Origin of the sequence: Paracandidimonas lactea (assembly GCF_021653995.1) — a bacterium.
Taxonomy (GTDB): domain Bacteria; phylum Pseudomonadota; class Gammaproteobacteria; order Burkholderiales; family Burkholderiaceae_B; genus Allopusillimonas; species Allopusillimonas lactea.
The window spans coordinates 408586-426870 of record NZ_JAJJOZ010000002.1 but is presented as its reverse complement, the minus strand read 5'-3'; the positions used below and the strand labels follow the sequence as shown (position 1 = coordinate 426870).

Sequence of the window (18285 nt, the reverse complement as noted above, 5' to 3'; positions counted from 1 at the left end):
GCGTGCCTCTTGGCCTGGCCCCGGGGGTTGGACGCCGGCCCAACCTTTGGGGTGTCATCCACGCATGGGCGCCCGTTTTAGCTGTGCTTCCGGCTTACAGGAACAACCTGTAAGCCGGATTGTCGGTTTCATTCCAGTGCGGATAGCCCAAGCCATCGAGAAAGGCCTTGAAGGCTTTTTTGTCTGCCGGGGGAACCTGGATGCCAATCAGGATGCGGCCGTAATCGTCGCCCTGGTTGCGGTAGTGGAACAGGCTGATGTTCCACTCTGGGCTCATAGCGCCCAGAAAACGTGTCAGCGCACCCGGGCGCTCGGGGAACTCGAAACGGAACAGCATTTCGTGTTCGGCCAGCGTGGAGTGCCCGCCCACCATGTAGCGCAAGTGCGTCTTGGCGAGCTCGTTGCCAGACAAGTCCAGCGTGGGGAAGCCCTTTTTGCGGAAGTTGGCGGCCAAGCGCTCCTGCTCGGCCACCGAGGTGATCTGCAAGCCCACGAACACTTGTGCGGTCTCGGGATCGGAAATGCGGTAGTTGAACTCGGTGACGCTGCGGTTCCCGACAGCCTCGCACAGACGCAGAAAGCTGCCCCGCTTTTCGGGGATAGTTAGCGCGAATACCGCTTCTCGGGCTTCGCCGACATCGGCGCGGTCGGCCACAAAGCGCAGGCGGTCGAAGTTCATGTTGGCGCCGCACGTGATAGCGACCAGTGTCTTGCCCTTGAGCTTGTGCTCGGCCGCATAGCGCTTGGCACCCGCCAGGGCCAGCGCACCCGCCGGTTCGAGCACGCTGCGGGTATCCTGGAAGACATCCTTGATGGCCGCGCAGATCGCGTCGGTATCGACCCGCACATAATCATCGACATATTCGCGCGCCATGCGGAAGGTTTCGAGGCCTACCTGCTTGACGGCTGTGCCGTCCGAAAACAGCCCCACATCGCTGAGCGTGATGCGTCGGCCCGCCTTGATGCTGCGGATCATGGCATCGGAGTCTTCTGTCTGTACGCCAATGACCTTGATGTCGGGCCGAAGCTGCTTGACGTAGGCGGCCACGCCGCTGATCAGGCCGCCCCCGCCGATGGCCACGAAAATGGCGTCGATTGGGTCCGTATGCTGGCGCAGGATTTCCATGGCAATCGTGCCTTGACCTGCGATCACGTCGGGGTCGTCGAAGGGGTGCACAAAGGTGAGCTTTTCTTTTTTCTCGAGTTCGGCGGCATGCACGGCCGAATCGGAAAAACTATCGCCGAACAGCACCACCTCGGCACCATAGCCGCGTACCGCGTCCACCTTGACCTGCGGCGTGGTGACCGGCATGACGATGACTGCCCGGCAGCCCAGCTTGCGCGCCGACAGGGCGACGCCTTGCGCGTGGTTGCCCGCCGACGCCGCAATCACCCCGCGCTTTAGCTCTGCCGCGCTGAGATTGGCCATCTTGTTATAAGCGCCGCGCAACTTGAAGCTGAAGACGGGCTGCGTGTCTTCGCGTTTGAGCAGAATGGTGTTGCCGGTGCGGGCCGAGACTTGGGGAGCGAGTTCGAGGGGGGTTTCGTGGGCGACGTCATACACCTTGGCGGTGAGTATGCGCTTGAGGTAGTCGGTTGACATGAAGTGGCGGTAGAAAGTGGGTGCGGACGTGGTGCAGAGCGGTTGCTATCCCGGTTTACGCACAATGCGTGGGTGAATGCCTTGCCGGCAAGCCAAAGGCCGGCCCCGGCAAGGGAACAGAATACCATTACACTAGGTCGGCCCCAAAACAATGTTGCGTGGGCCGGCCTGCACCGCCGCAACATCCAAGAACCGTACCCACGGCCTTGCCACGCCCCAGCCGCAACACACTCGACCGATACCCGTACGCCCTCGTTACCCCTTACCCTCTGCGCCCAATATGGAAGCCTGGCTGCAATCCTCAATACACTGGCTGCTCGTCACGCTGGCACTGCCAAAAGTCGGTCTCAGTGCCATTTTCATTGTCAGCCTGGTGTCGGCCACGCTGCTGCCCCTGGGCTCGGAGCCCGCCGTGTTTGGCTACGTCAAGCTGGAACCGGGCATGTTCTGGGCTGCCATCCTGGTGGCTACCGCCGGCAACACTGTAGGCGGCGCCATTAGCTACCTGATGGGGCGGGGGGCTGAGCAGGCGGTCGAAAAATGGCGCGAGAAGCACCCCTACCGCCCGCACACCAAGGCTGGCGGCCGTTGGCACGACTATGTCAGCTATTGGCTGCACCGTCTGGGCCCGCCAGCCCTGCTGTTTTCATGGTTGCCCGTGGTGGGCGACCCACTGTGCGCGGTGGCCGGCTGGCTGCGCCTGCGCTTCTGGCCCAGCATGATCTACATGGTCATCGGCAAATTCCTGCGCTATCTGGTCATGACCAGCGCCCTGCTGTGGTTCTTCCCCGGCGCGGTGCCGGGCACCTGACGCCTTCACCGCACCGCGCACGCCGCCTCGCCCTTTGGGCACCCGCCCGCAACACCCAGCCGCGCATGCCTCGGCCCGCAACCACCAGTGGCCCACGCAAGCCGCCGGCCATAACGGGCCGCATGACAGCATTGTTCAGCCCGGCAGCTCGCGCAGCGATGCCTCAAGGAGCTCAATGAAACGGTTGGCCAGCACCGACGGCGCCAGTGTCACCGAGCGTGCCAGCGTGACCTCCATACCGATGCTTGGGCGCAGCGGCTTGACCACCAGCCGGTCGGCAAAGCTCTTGGCCACGAAAGGGTTGACGATACCCACGCCCGCGCCCGCCGCCACCAGCGAACAGATCGTGATCGACGAGTTGGTCTCGATTGCGATGTCGTCGGGATACTCGTGATTGCGCAGTTGCGCGCGCATGGCGATCACGATGTCGTCGGTATCATTGAGCAGGATCAGCTTGTGCTTGTGCAGGCCTTCCAGGCCTACCGTCTCGACGCTGGCAAGCGGATGCTCGCGCGGCATCACACACACCGCGCTGGCGCGCATCAGTAGCGACGACACAATGTCGTTCTGCTCGATCGTACCCGTGGTGAGCACAAAATCGATCAAACCCTGCCGCAGGTGCTCGGTAAGCTGGGGCGTGCCCAGCGTTTGCAGGTTGACGTAGATGCCGGGATGCTGGCGCATGAACCGGGCGACGATGTCAGGCAGCATGCCCGCCGCCAGCGTGGGAGTACTGCCGATGCGCAGCACGCCGGTGCCCGAGCGGCGCAGGATCTGCACTGCGGATTCGATTTTCTCAAGGCCGTCAAAATGCTTGCGTACCGCCTGGTAGAGCTGGCTGCCCTCGCGGGTGGGGCGCAAGCGCCCGTTGTACAGATCGAACAGCTCCAACCCCGTGGCGGCACGCAACTCGGCAAGGCGGCGGCTGATGGACGGCTGCGTGGTATTGAGTGCGAGCGCGGCCTTGGTGGTAGTGCCGGTTTCCATGACGGCCTTGAAGGCCTGGATCTGCTGGAAATTGAGGGGACGCGACATGTCGGACGGAAACAGTAAACGGTGAGGGCAGGCGGTGCACAAGGCTGGCAAGCCCCGTACGACCGCCCAAAGCGTGAAAACGGGCACGCCCGGCAACGCGCCACGACTACCCAGTGAATAGACCGGGCGCACACTCGTCAAGCTTGGCAAGACAGTATACCCAAACTGAATAGCAATGGATCAAAAAAGAATTATCCCGTATTCATTGCCATTCCTATAATTCCCCGCAGAAGCCGCGCAGCCTGCAATACCCATGCTGGCGCGCAAAACGAGCAACCGATTCCACCAGGCCCGCGCCTGAGCCGCAAGACGGCCCACGCGGCATACATCGCCCCAGCCTCCCGCCATGACCACATTTCATCCCGTAAAGTTTCCCTGTCCTGTGCGCCGCGTCGGCAACGACGGCAAGCATCATTTCTTCGGTTACTACGACAAAACCGTCTGGGATCGCAGCGACCGCTACATGTTGGCCAATCGCGTCGCCATGATGGATGCCGATCTCACGCCAGACCTCGTGGCCGAGGTCGGTTATTTCGACCTTCAAGACAACGACCGCTTTTACAGCTGCGGCACCACCACCGCCTGGAACTGGCAAATGGGCTGCCAACTGCAATGGCTGGACGGCGCGGACGGCCTGCAATTCATCTACAACGTGCGCCGCGACAGCGACACCGGCGTCTATCCAGGGTTCGGCTCGGCCATTTACAACGTGGCCACCGGCGAAACCCGCTACCTCGACACCCCCTTCTACGTTGCCGCCCCCAACAGCCAATATGCAGTCACGGTCGATTACAGCCGCCTGTACATCACCCATGAAACCATTGGCTACAGCGAGCGGGGCGGAAAGCGCCAGAACATGCCGCTGTGCCCGGCCGACGACGGCATCCATGGCATCGATCTCAACACAGGCGAAACACGGCTGCTGGTCAGCTACGATCAGCTCAAGAATTTCCACCACCGTGCGTCCATGGACAAGGCAATCCACTGGATCAGCCACATCGAGATCAACCCGGCCTCCAACCGCATCCTGTTCCTGCACCGCTGGACCGAGCGCGTTGAAGATGAAACGTGCTTTCTGCACCGCCTGATCACCATGGACCCAGACGGCGGCAACCTGCGCCTGCTCGAATGCTCGGATCACCCGCTGCCCCAATTGGCCGACGATTTCGACCCCAATGCCGTGGGCACCTACGATTACGAAAAGTCCGAATACCAGATTTCACACCCCCTGTGGCAAGACGACACCCATATCATTGTCTGGGGTCCGCACAACGGCAGCATCCACTACCACCTATATACCGACAATGACGCCGCTCAGGCCCGCGTCATCGGCAACGGCATCCTGACCGAGAACGGCCACATGACCTTCTCGCCAGTGAGCAAGCGTTGGCTGCTGACCGACACCTACCCAGATCCGGTCACCAACGAGCGCATTCTGATCATGTACGACTGCGACAACGACGTACGCTACGACCTGGGCAGCTTCTACACCGACCCCAAGCTGCGCAAAGAAAACCGTTGCGATCTGCACCCGCGCTGGAGCCGCGACGGCAACCTGGTATGCATCGATTCCGTGCACGAGCACGAGCGCCAGATGTACATCATCGACGTCACAACCCTCGTCAACAAGGCCTGAACGGCCAACATCCACCCGGAGACATCATGACTACTCTCACTGCAAAAGCCCGCAAGGCTCCCACCCTTACCCCGCTGCTTCGCGCCGCTTTCGTCGCGGCCGGCCTGCTGGCGCTGCCCGCCCTGTCGGCAAGCGCCGCCGAACTTACCGGCACCCTCAAGAAGATCAAGGACGACGGCGTGGTCGTCGTGGGCTACCGCGAGGCATCCATCCCCTTCTCGTACTACGACGACAGCAAGCAGCCCATCGGCTACTCGGTCGATTTCACCAATCTGGTGCTGGATCGCATCAAGCAGGAACTGAACCTGCCCAATCTGCAGGTGCGCCGCCTGCCCATTACGTCGCAGAACCGCATCTCGCTGCTGCAGAACGGCACCATCGACTTCGAATGCAACACGACCACGCATAACGAATCGCGCGAGAAGCAGGTCGACTTCTCCAATAGCATTTTCATCATCAGCACCCGGCTGCTTACCCACAATGGTTCCGGCATCAAAGACTTTTCCGATCTCAAAGGCAAGAATGTCGTCGTGGGCGCCGGCACAACGTCGGAAATCCTGCTGCGCAAACTGAATGCCGAGAAGGACATGGACATGCGCATCATCAGCGCCAAGGATCACGCCGAATCCTTCCTGACCTTGTCTACGGGCCGCGCCAAGGCCATGATGATGGACGACGCTCTGCTGGCTGGCGAACGCGCCAAAACCAAGAATCCTGCCGACTACATCATCACCGGCACGCCGCAATCGTACGAAACCTATGGCTGCATGGTGCGCAAGGGTGATGCGCAGATGAAGGCCCTGCTGGACAGCGCCATCGCCGACGTCCAGAAGTCGGGCAAGGGCGAAGTCATTTACAAAAAATGGTTCATGAGCCCGATTCCTCCCAAGCAACTGAACCTGGACTTCCCCATGTCTGACGCCATGAAGACGCTGTTCGCCAACCCCAACGACAAAATCTCCCCCTGAGCGCCGGGCAGCGCCGGCCCGCATCGCACAACGCTGATCCGGGCGGGCACGGCCCCCAAGGCCGCGGCCGCCCGGGCGTAACCCGCGCGCCAACCGCGCCCGCCATCTTGCCGCACCGCCGAGCCACTCGCAGGCGCCGGCCGCCTCTCTGGCGGCACGTCCCCTTCTTTTTCACGGACGCCCCATGGATTACAACTGGAACTGGCATGTTCTGCTTCAGCCGGTCTTGACCGGCGAAGACGCCACCTATCTGCAATGGATCTTCAGTGGCTTCGCCATCACCTTCGCGCTGACGGTGTGCGCCTGGATACTGGCGCTGGCATCGGGCACGCTCTTTGGCATTCTGCGTACCCTCCCGGGGCGCCTACCACGCGCTGTCGGCACCACCTACGTCTCCGTCTTTCGCAACGTCCCGCTGATCGTGCAGTTTTTCATCTGGTACTTCGTGGTACCCGAAATACTGCCCACCTCCGTGGGCGACTGGATCAAGGGCATTGAGCCCAATCTGCAGTTCTTCATCGTCTCGGTGTTTGCGCTGGGCATCTACACCGGCTCGCGCATCTGCGAACAACTGCGCGCCGGCGTTGAGGCCCTGCCCCGGGGGCAGCGGCACGCCGGCATGTCGCTAGGCTTCACCCTGGCCCAGACGTACCGCTACATCATCCTGCCTCAGGTGTTTCGCCGCATCCTGCCACCGCTGACATCCGAGTTCCTGATCATTTCCAAGAATTCCGCCGTCGCCTCCACCATCGGCCTGCTCGAGCTGAGCGGCCAGGCACGCCAACTGGTCGACTACACCGCGCAGCCGTACGAATCATTCATCGTCGTGACGCTGGCTTATATGCTCATAAATTTCATCATCATCCGCTTCATGGGCTGGGTTCGCCAACGCAGTGTGCGCCCCGGCCTGATGGGCAACTAGGAGAACCGCCATGCTGCACTTCGACTTCTCCGCACTGTTCGCCTCGCGCGACATCCTCATCGTCGGCGCCTGGATCACCCTCAAGGTTACTTTCGTGGCCATCGTCTGCGGCATCGCCTGGGGCACGGTACTGGCGCTGTGCGCCGTGTCCAAGTCACGCATACTGGTGTTGCTCGCCCAGAGTTATATCTCGCTGTTCCGGTCGATCCCGCTGGTGATGCTGCTGCTGTGGTTCTTCCTGATCGTGCCGCAGGTGCTCAAAGCCGTTTTCGACCTTTCGCCAAGCGTCGACATCCGCCTGGTTTCGGCCATGGTCGCGTTTTCGCTGCTTGAGGGCGCCTTCTTCGCAGAGATCGTCCGCGCTGGCATCCTGGGCCTTTCCCGCGGGCAGTTCTACGCCGCCCGCTCACTGGGCATGACACCCTTCCAAACCATGCGCTACATTATCCTGCCGCAGGCATTCAAAGCGATGATGCCCATCATGCTTACCCAGTGCATCGTCATTTTCCAGGATACCTCCCTGGTCTATGTCATCGCCTTGGGCGACTTCTTCCGCAACGCCGTCAGTATCGGCGAACGCGACGGCACATTGGTGCAAATGCTGCTGTTCGCGGGCCTGGTGTACTGGGCCATCTGCTCAACCCTGAGCATCCTGGTGAAAATGGTTCAGCAAAGGACACAACATGGCTAAGCAATCTTCCGACAAACCGCAAGGCAACATGATAGAACTCAAAAACGTTTCCAAATGGTATGGGAAATTCCAGGCGCTGAGCGACTGCAGCGTCAGCGTCGCGCCCGGTGAGGTCGTGGTGTTCTGTGGCCCGTCGGGCTCCGGCAAGTCCACCCTCATCAAGCTTATCAACGGCCTGGAAGATTTCCAGCAGGGCGACATCCTGTTCAAGGGCCAGTCCATTCACAGCGGCGGCATGAAGCTGTCCGACCTGCGCAAGCGCATCGGCATGGTGTTCCAGCACTTCGAGCTTTTCCCCCACCTGACGGTACTGCAAAACCTCACCATCGCTCAGGAAAAAGTGCTGGGGCGCAAGGCCGACGCAGCAAAGAAGAAGGGCCAGGCCCTGCTCGAACGTGTAGGCCTGGAAGCACACGCCCACAAATACCCCAGCCAGCTCTCAGGCGGACAGCAGCAGCGCGTGGCCATCGCCCGTTCACTGTGCATGGATCCCGAAGTGATGCTGTTCGACGAACCCACGTCCGCACTCGATCCGGAGATGATCAACGAAGTACTCGCGGTGATGGTCGAACTGGCCCACGAAGGCATGACGATGCTCTGTGTGACCCATGAAATGGGTTTTGCCAAGAAAGTGGCCGACAAAATCGTGTTTATGGATGCCGGTGCCATCGTCGAAACCGACACCACCGAGGCCTTCTTCAACAGCCCCCGCTCCGAGCGCGCGCGCGACTTCCTGGAGAAAGTACTGCACTGAGGCTGGCCCCACCGCCCCGGCGCAGTGCCGCGTAGTGCGCGAGCACTGCGCGCTTGTGCATATGCTTGGGCGCGGCGCCAGGCTTCTCCACGTCCGGGCCATTCGATGTGTACAGCGCGCCCCGCGTCTGTACGCGATACGACGCTCTACTTGGCGCGTGGGGCCCGGCCGGCGCTCGCCCCCGCACCTGTACGCGATACACCTTGGCCCATGCCTCATAGTGTGGCGAGGCAGCCGCGTCCCCTCCACGCCGTATCTGGCTTAAGCTCTCCATCGATGCTTTACTAATACCCCGCCAAGTACGGAGCATTCGATGGATAAAACAAGCAGCGGATGGGTCAACGGATTTATCGGCGTTGCAATCTTCGCGGGCTCGCTGCCCGCAACGCGCGCGGCCGTTGCCGACTTCGACCCGGCTTTCCTCACCAGTGCGCGCGCGGCCATTGCCGCTCTGCTGGGCCTGGCGCTGCTGCTGGCGCTTCGGCAACCTCGACCCAGCGCGGCCGATGTGCCCGCGCTCGCGGTGAGCGCACTGGGCGTCGTTGTCGGCTTCCCGCTGCTGACTGCGCTGGCACTCCAGCACATCACCTCCGCGCATTCCATCGTCTTCGTCGGGCTGCTGCCGCTATGCACGGCAGTTTTTGCGGTCATCCGCGGTGGTGAGCGCCCTCGTCCCGCCTTCTGGCTGTTTTCCATGGCCGGCGCCGCTTTCGTCGCCGGCTTTGCAGCCACGGCCGATTTTCAGGCCTCGCTTCAGGGAGACTTGCTGATGCTGGGCGCGATCGTCGCCTGCGGCCTGGGCTATGCCGAAGGCGCCCGCCTCTCCCGAAGGCTGGGCGGCTGGCAGGCCATCAGTTGGGCGCTGGTGCTGTCGCTGCCCATCATGCTGGCGATTGCGCTGCTGACCATGCCTGCATCATTCGAGCATGTCGGCATGCCGGCATGGCTCGGCCTGGCCTACGTCTCGCTGTTCAGCATGCTGATTGGCTTTGTCTTCTGGTATCGCGGCTTGGCGCAGGGCGGCATCGCGGCCGTCGGCCAGCTACAGCTGCTCCAGCCCTTCATGGGGCTTGGCCTGGCAGCCCTGCTGCTGCGTGAACACGTGAGTTGGAGCATGCTGCTGGCCACGCTGGCCGCCGTGATCTGCGTGGCGGGGGCAAAAAAATACGCCTGATGCAGCGACAGCTGGGCACGCTGCAACTGGCGTGACCAACGTGATCCATCGATGAGCCAGCGGCTGGCCGTGCGGCCGTTGGGGTGACGCCCAAGCCGTGTGTGGATAAACTTTCGCGTTTTCCCTTACACTATCTCTTTAAGGGCCCAATCTTTTCACTTTAGGTCATGAACGCCCCCCTCGCCAGCCATCTGCTCGCCACTCAGGCGGCGCACACCGCGCCGCGCCTTCGCGAAATCCCCTATAACTACACCTCCTACTCCGATCGCGAAATCGTCTGTCGGCTGCTCGGCGACGATGCGTGGCAACTGTTGTCCGAACTGCGCAGCGAACGCCGCACCGGCCGCTCCGCGCGCATGCTGTTCGAGGTGCTGGGCGATATCTGGGTAGTGCGCCGCAACCCTTATTTGTTCGACGACCTGCTCGAAAACCCAAAACGCCGCCACCAGCTCACCGAAGCACTTGATCACCGCCTGAACGCGATCGACCAGCGACGGGAGCACCACGTGGCGGATCGCGACGCCAAAGTGGCCAGCCTGCTGGCTGCGGCCCGTGCCGCGGTGGCCGATTTCGAGCGTGATTTCGTCCAGACGGGCGAACTGCGCAAAAAAGTGGTGCGCAAGCTGTCCGCCATCACCCACAAGCAAAATATCAAGTTCGACGGCCTGTCACGTGTGTCGCACGTTACTGATGCCACCGATTGGCGCGTGGAATACCCCTTTGTTGTCCTCACGCCCGACCACGAAAACGAAATGGCCGCGTTGGTGCGCGCCTGTATCGCACTGGGCTTGACCATCATCCCACGCGGCGGCGGCACCGGCTATACCGGCGGTGCCATCCCGCTCACCGCCCGTTCGGCGGTCATCAACACTGAAAAGCTCGACGCCATCGGCCCGGTCGAAGTTTCCGAGCTCCCCGGCGTCAACGAACCCGTGCGTACCATTCTGACGGGGGCTGGGGTTGTCACACGGCGCGTGGCCGAAGCCGCGGAAGCCGTCGGCCACGTCTTTGCGGTCGACCCCACCTCGGCCGATGCTTCCTGTGTGGGCGGCAACGTGGCCATGAACGCGGGGGGCAAAAAAGCCGTGCTCTGGGGCACCGCGCTCGACAACCTGGCCTGGTGGCGCATGGTCGATCCAGACGGCAATTGGCTCGACGTTACCCGCCTGGACCACAACCTGGGCAAAATCCACGACGCCGCCGAAGCTCGCTTCGAGCTGGCCTGGTCAGACGGCACAGCCGCGCCAGGCGTCATCCCCCTGCGCAAAGAAACCCTCACCATTCCCGGCTCTACCTTCCGCAAAGTTGGCCTGGGCAAAGACGTCACCGACAAATTCCTGGCTGGCCTGCCCGGCATCCAGAAAGAAGGCTGCGACGGCCTGATCACAGCCGCACGCTGGGTGCTGCACCGCATGCCCGCGCACACGCGCACTGTCTGTATGGAGTTCTTCGGCCAGGCGCGGGACGCCGTGCCGTCCATTGTCGAAGTCAAAAATTACCTTGACGGCCCGGGCCGCGAACGCGGCGCCATCCTGGCCGGCCTCGAGCACCTGGACGAACGCTATCTGCGCGCCGTTGGTTATGCCACCAAAAGCAAGCGCGGCGGCCTGCCCAAAATGGTGTTGATCGGCGACATCGTCGGCGACGACGCCGATGCGGTAGCGGCTGCCGCCAGTGAGGTGGTGCGCATTGCCAATACCCGCCACGGCGAAGGCTTTGTGGCGGTAAGTGCCGAAGCACGCAAGAAATTCTGGCTCGACCGCGCCCGAACGGCCGCGATCGCTCGCCACACCAATGCCTTCAAGATCAACGAAGATGTGGTGATACCGCTCAACCGCATGGGCGAATACACCGATGCCATCGAACGCATCAACATTGAGCTGTCCACCCGCAACAAGCTGCGCTTTCTGGATGAACTCGACATCTTCCTGAATGGCGAACTGCCCATCGGCAAGGTCGAAGACCACGAAGACGCGGAACACACCCGCGAGGAAATCCTGGCCGAACGCCGGCAGGACGCGCTGACCCATGTTGGTATCGTACGCCAACGCTGGCAGTGGCTGCTGGACAACCTGGATCTGCCGCTGGCACAAGCCATGCAAACCCTGGATAAGCTGGGCCTGGAAGAACAACTGCCACACCTGCGGCAGCGCCTGGGCGTGCAGCCCGACGCTACAGTCTTCAACGTGGTACAGGATCACACCATACGCGTCTCGTGGAAGGCAGAAGTGCGCGCCGCCATGGAGCGCTGTTTCGCCGGCGCCGACCATGCCGCCGTGCTGGCCGAAATCCAGGCCTTGCATGACCGCATCCTGAAGAGCCGTGTCTTTGTGGCTCTGCATATGCATGCGGGCGATGGCAACGTGCACACCAACATCCCCGTCAATTCCGACGACTATGGCATGCTGCGCGAGGCCAATGAAGCCGTTGCGCGCATCATGCAGATCGCCCGCAATCTGGACGGCGTCATCTCGGGCGAGCACGGCATTGGCCTGACAAAGTACGAGTTCCTCACCGATGAAGAGCTCGCCCCCTTCCAGGGCTACAAGCGCCGCGTCGACCCCAATGGCCACTTCAACGCCGGCAAGCTGCTGCCAGGCGCCGACCTTCGCAATGCCTGGACGCCCAGCTTCAACCTGCTGGGCCATGAATCGCTGATCATGCAGCGCAGCGAGATCGGCTCGATTTCCAATGCGATCAAAGACTGTCTGCGCTGCGGCAAGTGCAAGCCGGTGTGCGCCACCCACGTGCCGCGCGCCAACTTGCTGTATTCGCCACGCAACAAGATTCTGGCCACGTCGTTGCTGATCGAAGCCTTCCTGTACGAAGAGCAGACGCGCCGCGGCGTGAGTTTGAAGCACTGGGAAGAGTTCGAAGATGTGGGCGACCACTGCACGATTTGCCACAAGTGCTACAACCCCTGCCCGGTGGATATCGATTTTGGCGATGTGTCCATGGAAATGCGCGCCCTGCTGCGCCGCATGGGCAAGAAATCGTTCAACCCCGGCACCACGGCGGCGATGTTCTTCCTGAACGCCAAAGACCCACGCGTGATCAAGGCCACCCGCACGGCCATGATAGACCTAGGCTATAAGGCCCAGCGTCTGGCGCACGACGTGATGGCAGCGCCTGCCCGCAAGCAGGCCAACCACCCGCCGGCTACGGTGGGCAAGGCGCCGATCCGCGAACAGGTCATCCACTTCGTCAACCGCAAGATGCCTGGCGGCCTGCCCAAGCAGACCGCCCGCAAGCTGCTGGATATCGAAGACCCTTCCTATGTGCCGATTATCCGCGACCCGCGAAAGACATCGTCGGACACCGAGGCGGTTTTCTACTTTCCGGGCTGCGGCTCCGAGCGCCTGTTTTCGCAGGTAGGCCTGGCGACCCAGGCCATGCTGTGGCACGCTGGCGTGCAAACCGTGCTGCCGCCGGGTTACCTCTGCTGCGGCTATCCGCAGCGCGGCAATGGCCTGAATGACAAGGCCGAGAAGATCATCACCGATAACCGGGTGCTCTTCCACCGCATGGCGACGACGCTCAACTATCTGGATATCAAGACGGTCGTCGTAAGCTGCGGCACGTGTTATGACCAGTTGGCAGGTTATGAATTCGACAAGATTTTCCCGGGCTGCCGGCTGATCGATATCCACGAGTATCTGCTGGAAAAAGACATCAAGCTGGATGGCGTGCAAGGGGTACGCTATATGTACCACGACCCCTGTCACACGCCGATGAAGCTGCAGGATCCGATGAAGACGGTGCGCAGCCTGGTGGGTGAAGAGGCCATCAAGACCGATCGCTGCTGTGGCGAATCGGGCACGCTGGCCGTGTCGCGGCCGGATATTTCCACGCAGGTACGTTTCCGCAAGGAAGAGGAATTGGGCAAGAACATGGCTACGCTGCGCGCGGATGGCTATGAGGGCGAGATCAAAATGCTGACGTCCTGTCCATCGTGCCTGCAGGGCTTGTCGCGCTATACGGGCGACACGGGGATGGACGCGGACTATATTGTGATCGAGATGGCCAAGCACATTCTGGGCGAGGACTGGATGCCCAATTATGTGCGCGACGCTAACAATGGGGGCATTGAGCGCGTCTTGGTATAAAACGCCCACGGCGCGCATCTGGCTCTTTTTTGGCCGGGGCGCCGTGGCGGGGCAAGCTGATCGCTTCTATCGCTCGCCCTTTCGGGTTCCCGCCTGCTTGAGCCGGGAAACAGCCGCGACCGAAGCCTATGCGTCCTCGCTCTCGAACTGACAGACCGTATATAGCGGCAAGCCCGTTTCCTGGAGTGCCTTCGAGCCCCCCAGAAACGGCAGATCAATAATCGCCGCCGCCTCGATTACGTTCGCCCCCAGCCGCTGCAATAATTTCGATGCCGCCAGCATCGTGCCGCCTGTCGCGATCAGATCGTCGATCAGAAGCACCCGCTGCCCCGGCCGCACCGCGTCGGTATGCATCTCCACCGACGCATTGCCGTATTCAAGCGTGTATTCCTCCGCCACCGTGCGAAACGGCAGCTTACCCCTCTTGCGCACCGGCACAAACCCCAGATTCAGCTCGTATGCCAGCACCGAACCCAGAATAAAACCCCGCGCATCGATACCCGCCACCAGATCCAGCCGATGCCGCATATAACGGTAAACGAACAGGTCAACCAGCACCCGGAATGAACGCGGATCCTGGAGCAGTGGCGTGATGTCGCGGAACGTAACCCCCGGTTTGGGCCAATCGGGAACGCTACGTATCGCATTGCGGACGTAGACGGCGGGATCAGTATACATGGTGGGACCCAGGAGGACGAAAAGAGGAATGCGTAAAACCCGGCAAACAGAGAATTGCGGCCGGTACGCAGCCGACACTATAACCCTTTAATGATGAAAAACATGAACGCGGCAACACACATCGGCAGATTGATTAAAATCCACGGATGAAGAATTTACCCGCACCCGAGACGGGCGGCACACTCGCATCGGCCCACCGCAGTTTCGCCATCGAAATCGCCGCCCTGCAAGCTCTGGACAGCCGGCTCGACAGCAGCTTCGAGCGGGCCGTCGCCATGCTGCTTTCCTGCCAGGGCCGCGTCGTCGTCACCGGCATCGGAAAGTCCGGCCATATCGCCCGCAAAATCGCCGCAACACTCGCCTCCACCGGCACGCCGGCCTTCTTCATGCACGGCGCCGAAGCCATCCACGGCGACTTGGGCATGATCACCAGCCAGGACATCGTGCTGGCCCTGTCTTATTCAGGCGCGGCACAGGAACTCATTACTGTTCTTTCGGTCGTAAAACGCATGGGCGCCCGTCTCATTGCTATCACCGGCCACCCCGACTCCGACCTGGCCCGCAACGCCGACCTGCACCTGGACGCGCACGTCGAGCAAGAGGCCTGCCCGCTGAATCTGGCACCCACCGCCAGCACGACAGCCGCACTTGTGCTGGGTGATGCCATCGCCGTCGCCTGCCTGGATGCCCGCGGGTTCAGCCGTGAAGACTTCGCGCGTTCGCATCCGGGCGGCGCCTTGGGCCGCCGCCTGCTTACTCTGGTGAGCGACGTCATGCGCAAGGGCGATGCCCTGCCCATCGTCCGGCCCGGCACCGCAGTCGCCGAGGCGTTGGTCGAAATGTCCGCCAAGGGCATGGGCATGGCCATCATCGCCAACGACAACGGCCGCGCTGTTGGCATCTTCACCGACGGCGACCTGCGGCGGCTGATCGCGAGCCACGGCGACATCCGGCCGCTCACCGTCGATGCCGGCATGACGCGCGGGCCAAAGTCCATCGGGCCGGGCGCGCTGGCGGTGGAAGCCGCCACCGTCATGGATGCCGGCCGCATCAACCAGATGCTGGTCGTGGATGAGTCCGGGCTATTATTAGGCGCTTTACATATGCACGACCTGCTCGCCGCCAAGGTCATCTAAGGATTACGAACATGACGTTGCCAGACATCGCTCACCCCGCCGAAGCTCTGATTCTGGCCCGCGTGGCGCCAGCCGTGGTCGAGCGCGCGCGCCAGGTTCGCCTCATGGCCTTCGACGTCGACGGCGTGCTGACCGACGGCAGCCTCTGGTACGGCGAGCACGGCGAGCAGCTCAAGCGCTTCAATGCGCTCGATGGGCACGGCCTCAAGCTGCTTGCCGAAAGCGGCATTGGCGTGGCCCTGATCACAGGCCGCGAGGGCCCCATTGTGGCGCGCCGCGCCGCCGAACTGGGCGTCGCCATCGTACGCCAGGGTGTGCGCGACAAGATCCAGGCCATCACAGAAGCGGCACGCAGCCACGGCTGCAGCCTGTCCGAAGTCGGCTACATGGGTGATGACATCATCGATTTGGCCGCCCTGCAACGCGTCGGCTTCGCGGCCAGTGTACCCAACGCGCCCACATACGTCTCGCAGGCCGCCCACTGGGTCGCCGAACGCGCCGGAGGCTCGGGCGCGGTGCGCGAATGCTGCGACCTCATACTCGCCTCACAGCGGCGCTTGGGCGCCTTCTTCGTGCCCAATGCCATGCTCACGATACACGGCGCCATCCAGTAACTTGCACTATCCATGAAAGAACGCGCACCCGCTCTTGTCGCCATTGCCCTGCTGCTCGGCCTCGTGCTTGGCACATGGTGGGCGGCCGATTACGCGCAGCGTGCCGTGCCCATGGACCCACCGCGCCGCATCACCCACGAGCCCGATTCCTGGGCCAGCAATTTCGTCATGGTGCGCACCGACCCAGCCGGCATCGCCAACAACCGCCTCGAAGGCGAGCGCATGCTGCATTTTCCGGACGACGGCTCGTACCAGGTAACCGCCGCACGCGCTGTCGGCCAAAAACCGGGGTCACCCGTCACCATCGGCACATCCGATACCGCCACAATGGACCAGGACGGCGCGCGCATCATCATGAAGGGCAACGCCCGGCTACACCGCGTACCCGACGCCGACAACCCGCCGCTGGACGTTACCAGCGAGCAACTGACCCTGCTGCCCGACGAAAACATCATTGAAACCTCCTTACCCGCACTCGTCGTCCACGGTAAATCCACGATGCACGGCAAAGGCATGCGGTACGATAACAACACCCGTCAGCTCAGGGTGTTTTCGGCGACAGACGTAAAAATCTCCGGCACGGAATCGCGCCCCCGGCAGCCCCAGAACGCGCCGGCTGCAAGCACATCTTCCGGTCAACAGGGAACCACACAAAAACCATGACACTACAACGCGCCTTCCCCTTTCATGCCTGGCTGCTCGCCGCGATGCTGTGCTGTCCCGCCGGTATCGCGCTGGCGCAGGGCTCAGGCTCCTCCAAGCCAGCCGAAGAGCCCGACACTCTCATCCTGTCAGACACCCTGCATTACGACGACGTCAAGCGCGAAAGTGTATTCACCGGCAATGTCATCATGACGCGCGGCCTGATGAAGCTCACCAGCGACAAACTCGTCATGCGCGAAGACGCCCAGGGGTTCCAGTACGGCACCGCCACTGCCAATGCGAACAAACTGGTGCATATCCGCCAGGAAAACCCTGAAAAGTTCGAAGTCATCCAGGCCGAGGGCCTGCGAGGCGAATACGACAGCAAGAAAGAAGAGCTGGAAATGATCGGCGAAGCCGTCATCACCCGCTATGTCTGCGGCAAACCGTTTGACACCATCAAAGGCGAGCGCGTCATCTACCACCAGAAAACCGATACCTACGAAGCCTTCAGCGGGCCGCGTTCGGCTGCGGCCGGCGGGCGTGTTCGCTCATTGGCCAAGCCGCGCGCAAGCATCGACGCCGCGCGCGCCGAATGCCAACGCAAATCCGCGCCCGCACAAAAACCCGCCGCGCGCTGACTCCCGCCAGACGGCCACTCCCCACCGCTACACATGCTCCAACCTTCCTCGAAAAAACCGGATGCCGCCCGGACTCCGGTCATCAAACCCGGCAGCCTGCGCGCCACCGGCCTGCGTAAAACCTACGGCAAGCGCACCGTTGTCCAAGACGTCTCCCTGTCGGTCGACAGCGGCGAAGTCGTTGGCCTGCTGGGCCCCAACGGGGCCGGTAAAACCACCAGTTTCTACATGATCGTGGGCATCGTTCCCACCGATGCCGGCCGCATCGAGATCGATGACATCCCGATCACCAGCATGCCCATGCACAAGCGAGCCCGTCTGGGGCTATCGTACCTGCCCCAGGACGCCTCCGTATTCCGGCGCCTGACGGTCGAAGAGAACATCCGCGCCGTGCTCGAGCTGCAGCAGAACGAAAACGGCCGCCCCTTGTCGTCCGCCCAGATCGGCGAACACCTCGAACTGCTGATCGACGAACTGCAAATCGGGCATATTCGCCGTAACACCGCGATCTCGCTGTCGGGGGGGGAGCGCCGCCGGGTAGAGATCGCCCGCGCGCTGGCCACCCAGCCGCGCTTCATCCTGCTCGACGAGCCCTTCGCCGGCGTGGACCCGATCGCCGTGATCGAAATTCAGCGCATCGTCCATTTCCTGAAAAACCGCAATATCGGCGTGCTGATCACCGACCACAACGTGCGCGAAACCCTGGGCATTTGCGACCGCGCCTACATCATCAGCGAAGGCAAAGTGCTCACCAATGGCCACCCCAGCGAGATCATCGCCAACGAGGCGGTGCGCAAGGTCTACCTGGGCAAAAACTTCAAGATGTAAAAGGCATTTGACCTTTATCAGGGCTTTCCCCCGACGGGTCTTCGCC

The 18285-nt window shown here is 62.1% G+C and carries 16 protein-coding genes; 13 read left to right on the top strand and 3 right to left on the bottom strand.

Annotated features, from left to right (window positions below; all coding sequences use genetic code 11):
• Positions 1 to 94: 94 nt before the first annotated feature.
• The gene (gene ilvA, locus LOL23_RS05890; protein WP_237173274.1) at positions 95 to 1603 is read right to left on the bottom strand and encodes a threonine ammonia-lyase, biosynthetic; all 1509 of its coding nucleotides are present in this window, start codon (positions 1601 to 1603) and stop codon (positions 95 to 97) included.
• A gap of 280 nt (positions 1604 to 1883) precedes the next feature.
• On the opposite strand from ilvA, the gene LOL23_RS05885 reads away from it, so the two are divergent.
• Positions 1884 to 2414, top strand: a complete 531-nt coding sequence (locus tag LOL23_RS05885) for a YqaA family protein (RefSeq protein ID WP_160978208.1) — start codon at positions 1884 to 1886, stop codon at positions 2412 to 2414.
• A gap of 135 nt (positions 2415 to 2549) precedes the next feature.
• Here the strand turns inward: LOL23_RS05885 and LOL23_RS05880 are convergent, their stop codons facing one another.
• Complete coding sequence (locus tag LOL23_RS05880) at positions 2550 to 3449, bottom strand: LysR family transcriptional regulator (protein ID WP_160978210.1); 900 nt, start codon at positions 3447 to 3449, stop codon at positions 2550 to 2552.
• A 346-nt stretch (positions 3450 to 3795) separates the two neighbouring features.
• On the opposite strand from LOL23_RS05880, the gene LOL23_RS05875 reads away from it, so the two are divergent.
• The 7 genes from LOL23_RS05875 (at position 3796) to LOL23_RS05845 (ending at position 13700) form a co-directional block, all read left to right on the top strand.
• The gene (locus LOL23_RS05875) at positions 3796 to 5085 is read left to right on the top strand and encodes a hypothetical protein (RefSeq protein WP_160978212.1); all 1290 of its coding nucleotides are present in this window, start codon (positions 3796 to 3798) and stop codon (positions 5083 to 5085) included.
• A gap of 26 nt (positions 5086 to 5111) precedes the next feature.
• The gene (locus LOL23_RS05870; protein WP_160978214.1) at positions 5112 to 6053 is read left to right on the top strand and encodes a glutamate/aspartate ABC transporter substrate-binding protein; all 942 of its coding nucleotides are present in this window, start codon (positions 5112 to 5114) and stop codon (positions 6051 to 6053) included.
• A gap of 184 nt (positions 6054 to 6237) precedes the next feature.
• Positions 6238 to 6975, top strand: a complete 738-nt coding sequence (locus LOL23_RS05865; RefSeq protein WP_160978216.1) for an amino acid ABC transporter permease — start codon at positions 6238 to 6240, stop codon at positions 6973 to 6975.
• 10 nt (positions 6976 to 6985) lie between these two features.
• Positions 6986 to 7666 carry an ABC transporter permease subunit gene (locus LOL23_RS05860; RefSeq protein WP_160978218.1) on the top strand — a complete coding sequence of 227 codons (681 nt, stop codon included), beginning with the start codon at positions 6986 to 6988 and terminating at the stop codon, positions 7664 to 7666.
• A gap of 28 nt (positions 7667 to 7694) precedes the next feature.
• Positions 7695 to 8420, top strand: a complete 726-nt coding sequence (locus LOL23_RS05855; protein WP_160978630.1) for an amino acid ABC transporter ATP-binding protein — start codon at positions 7695 to 7697, stop codon at positions 8418 to 8420.
• Between the two features lie 313 nt (positions 8421 to 8733).
• Positions 8734 to 9594, top strand: coding sequence for a DMT family transporter (locus tag LOL23_RS05850; RefSeq protein WP_237173273.1), 861 nt, complete (start codon positions 8734 to 8736; stop codon positions 9592 to 9594).
• Between the two features lie 167 nt (positions 9595 to 9761).
• The gene (locus LOL23_RS05845) at positions 9762 to 13700 is read left to right on the top strand and encodes a DUF3683 domain-containing protein (RefSeq protein ID WP_237173272.1); all 3939 of its coding nucleotides are present in this window, start codon (positions 9762 to 9764) and stop codon (positions 13698 to 13700) included.
• A 126-nt stretch (positions 13701 to 13826) separates the two neighbouring features.
• Here the strand turns inward: LOL23_RS05845 and LOL23_RS05840 are convergent, their stop codons facing one another.
• A complete protein-coding gene (locus LOL23_RS05840) occupies positions 13827 to 14378 on the bottom strand; it encodes an adenine phosphoribosyltransferase (protein ID WP_237173271.1) in 552 nt (183 codons plus the stop codon).
• A gap of 146 nt (positions 14379 to 14524) precedes the next feature.
• Between LOL23_RS05840 and LOL23_RS05835 the strand changes: the two genes are divergently transcribed.
• From LOL23_RS05835 to lptB, 5 genes are read left to right on the top strand one after another with little or no spacing between them, the layout of a single operon-like run.
• Positions 14525 to 15514, top strand: a complete 990-nt coding sequence (locus LOL23_RS05835) for a KpsF/GutQ family sugar-phosphate isomerase (protein WP_160978226.1) — start codon at positions 14525 to 14527, stop codon at positions 15512 to 15514.
• Between the two features lie 11 nt (positions 15515 to 15525).
• Positions 15526 to 16128, top strand: a complete 603-nt coding sequence (locus tag LOL23_RS05830) for a KdsC family phosphatase (RefSeq protein ID WP_160978228.1) — start codon at positions 15526 to 15528, stop codon at positions 16126 to 16128.
• Positions 16129 to 16140: 12 nt separating this feature from the next.
• Positions 16141 to 16791, top strand: a complete 651-nt coding sequence (gene lptC / locus LOL23_RS05825; RefSeq protein WP_160978230.1) for an LPS export ABC transporter periplasmic protein LptC — start codon at positions 16141 to 16143, stop codon at positions 16789 to 16791.
• Positions 16788 to 17411 carry a lipopolysaccharide transport periplasmic protein LptA gene (lptA, locus tag LOL23_RS05820; RefSeq protein WP_160978232.1) on the top strand — a complete coding sequence of 208 codons (624 nt, stop codon included), beginning with the start codon at positions 16788 to 16790 and terminating at the stop codon, positions 17409 to 17411. Before lptC ends, lptA begins: the two co-directional genes overlap by 4 nt.
• A gap of 33 nt (positions 17412 to 17444) precedes the next feature.
• The gene (gene lptB / locus LOL23_RS05815) at positions 17445 to 18239 is read left to right on the top strand and encodes an LPS export ABC transporter ATP-binding protein (protein WP_160978234.1); all 795 of its coding nucleotides are present in this window, start codon (positions 17445 to 17447) and stop codon (positions 18237 to 18239) included.
• Positions 18240 to 18285: the final 46 nt, after the last annotated feature.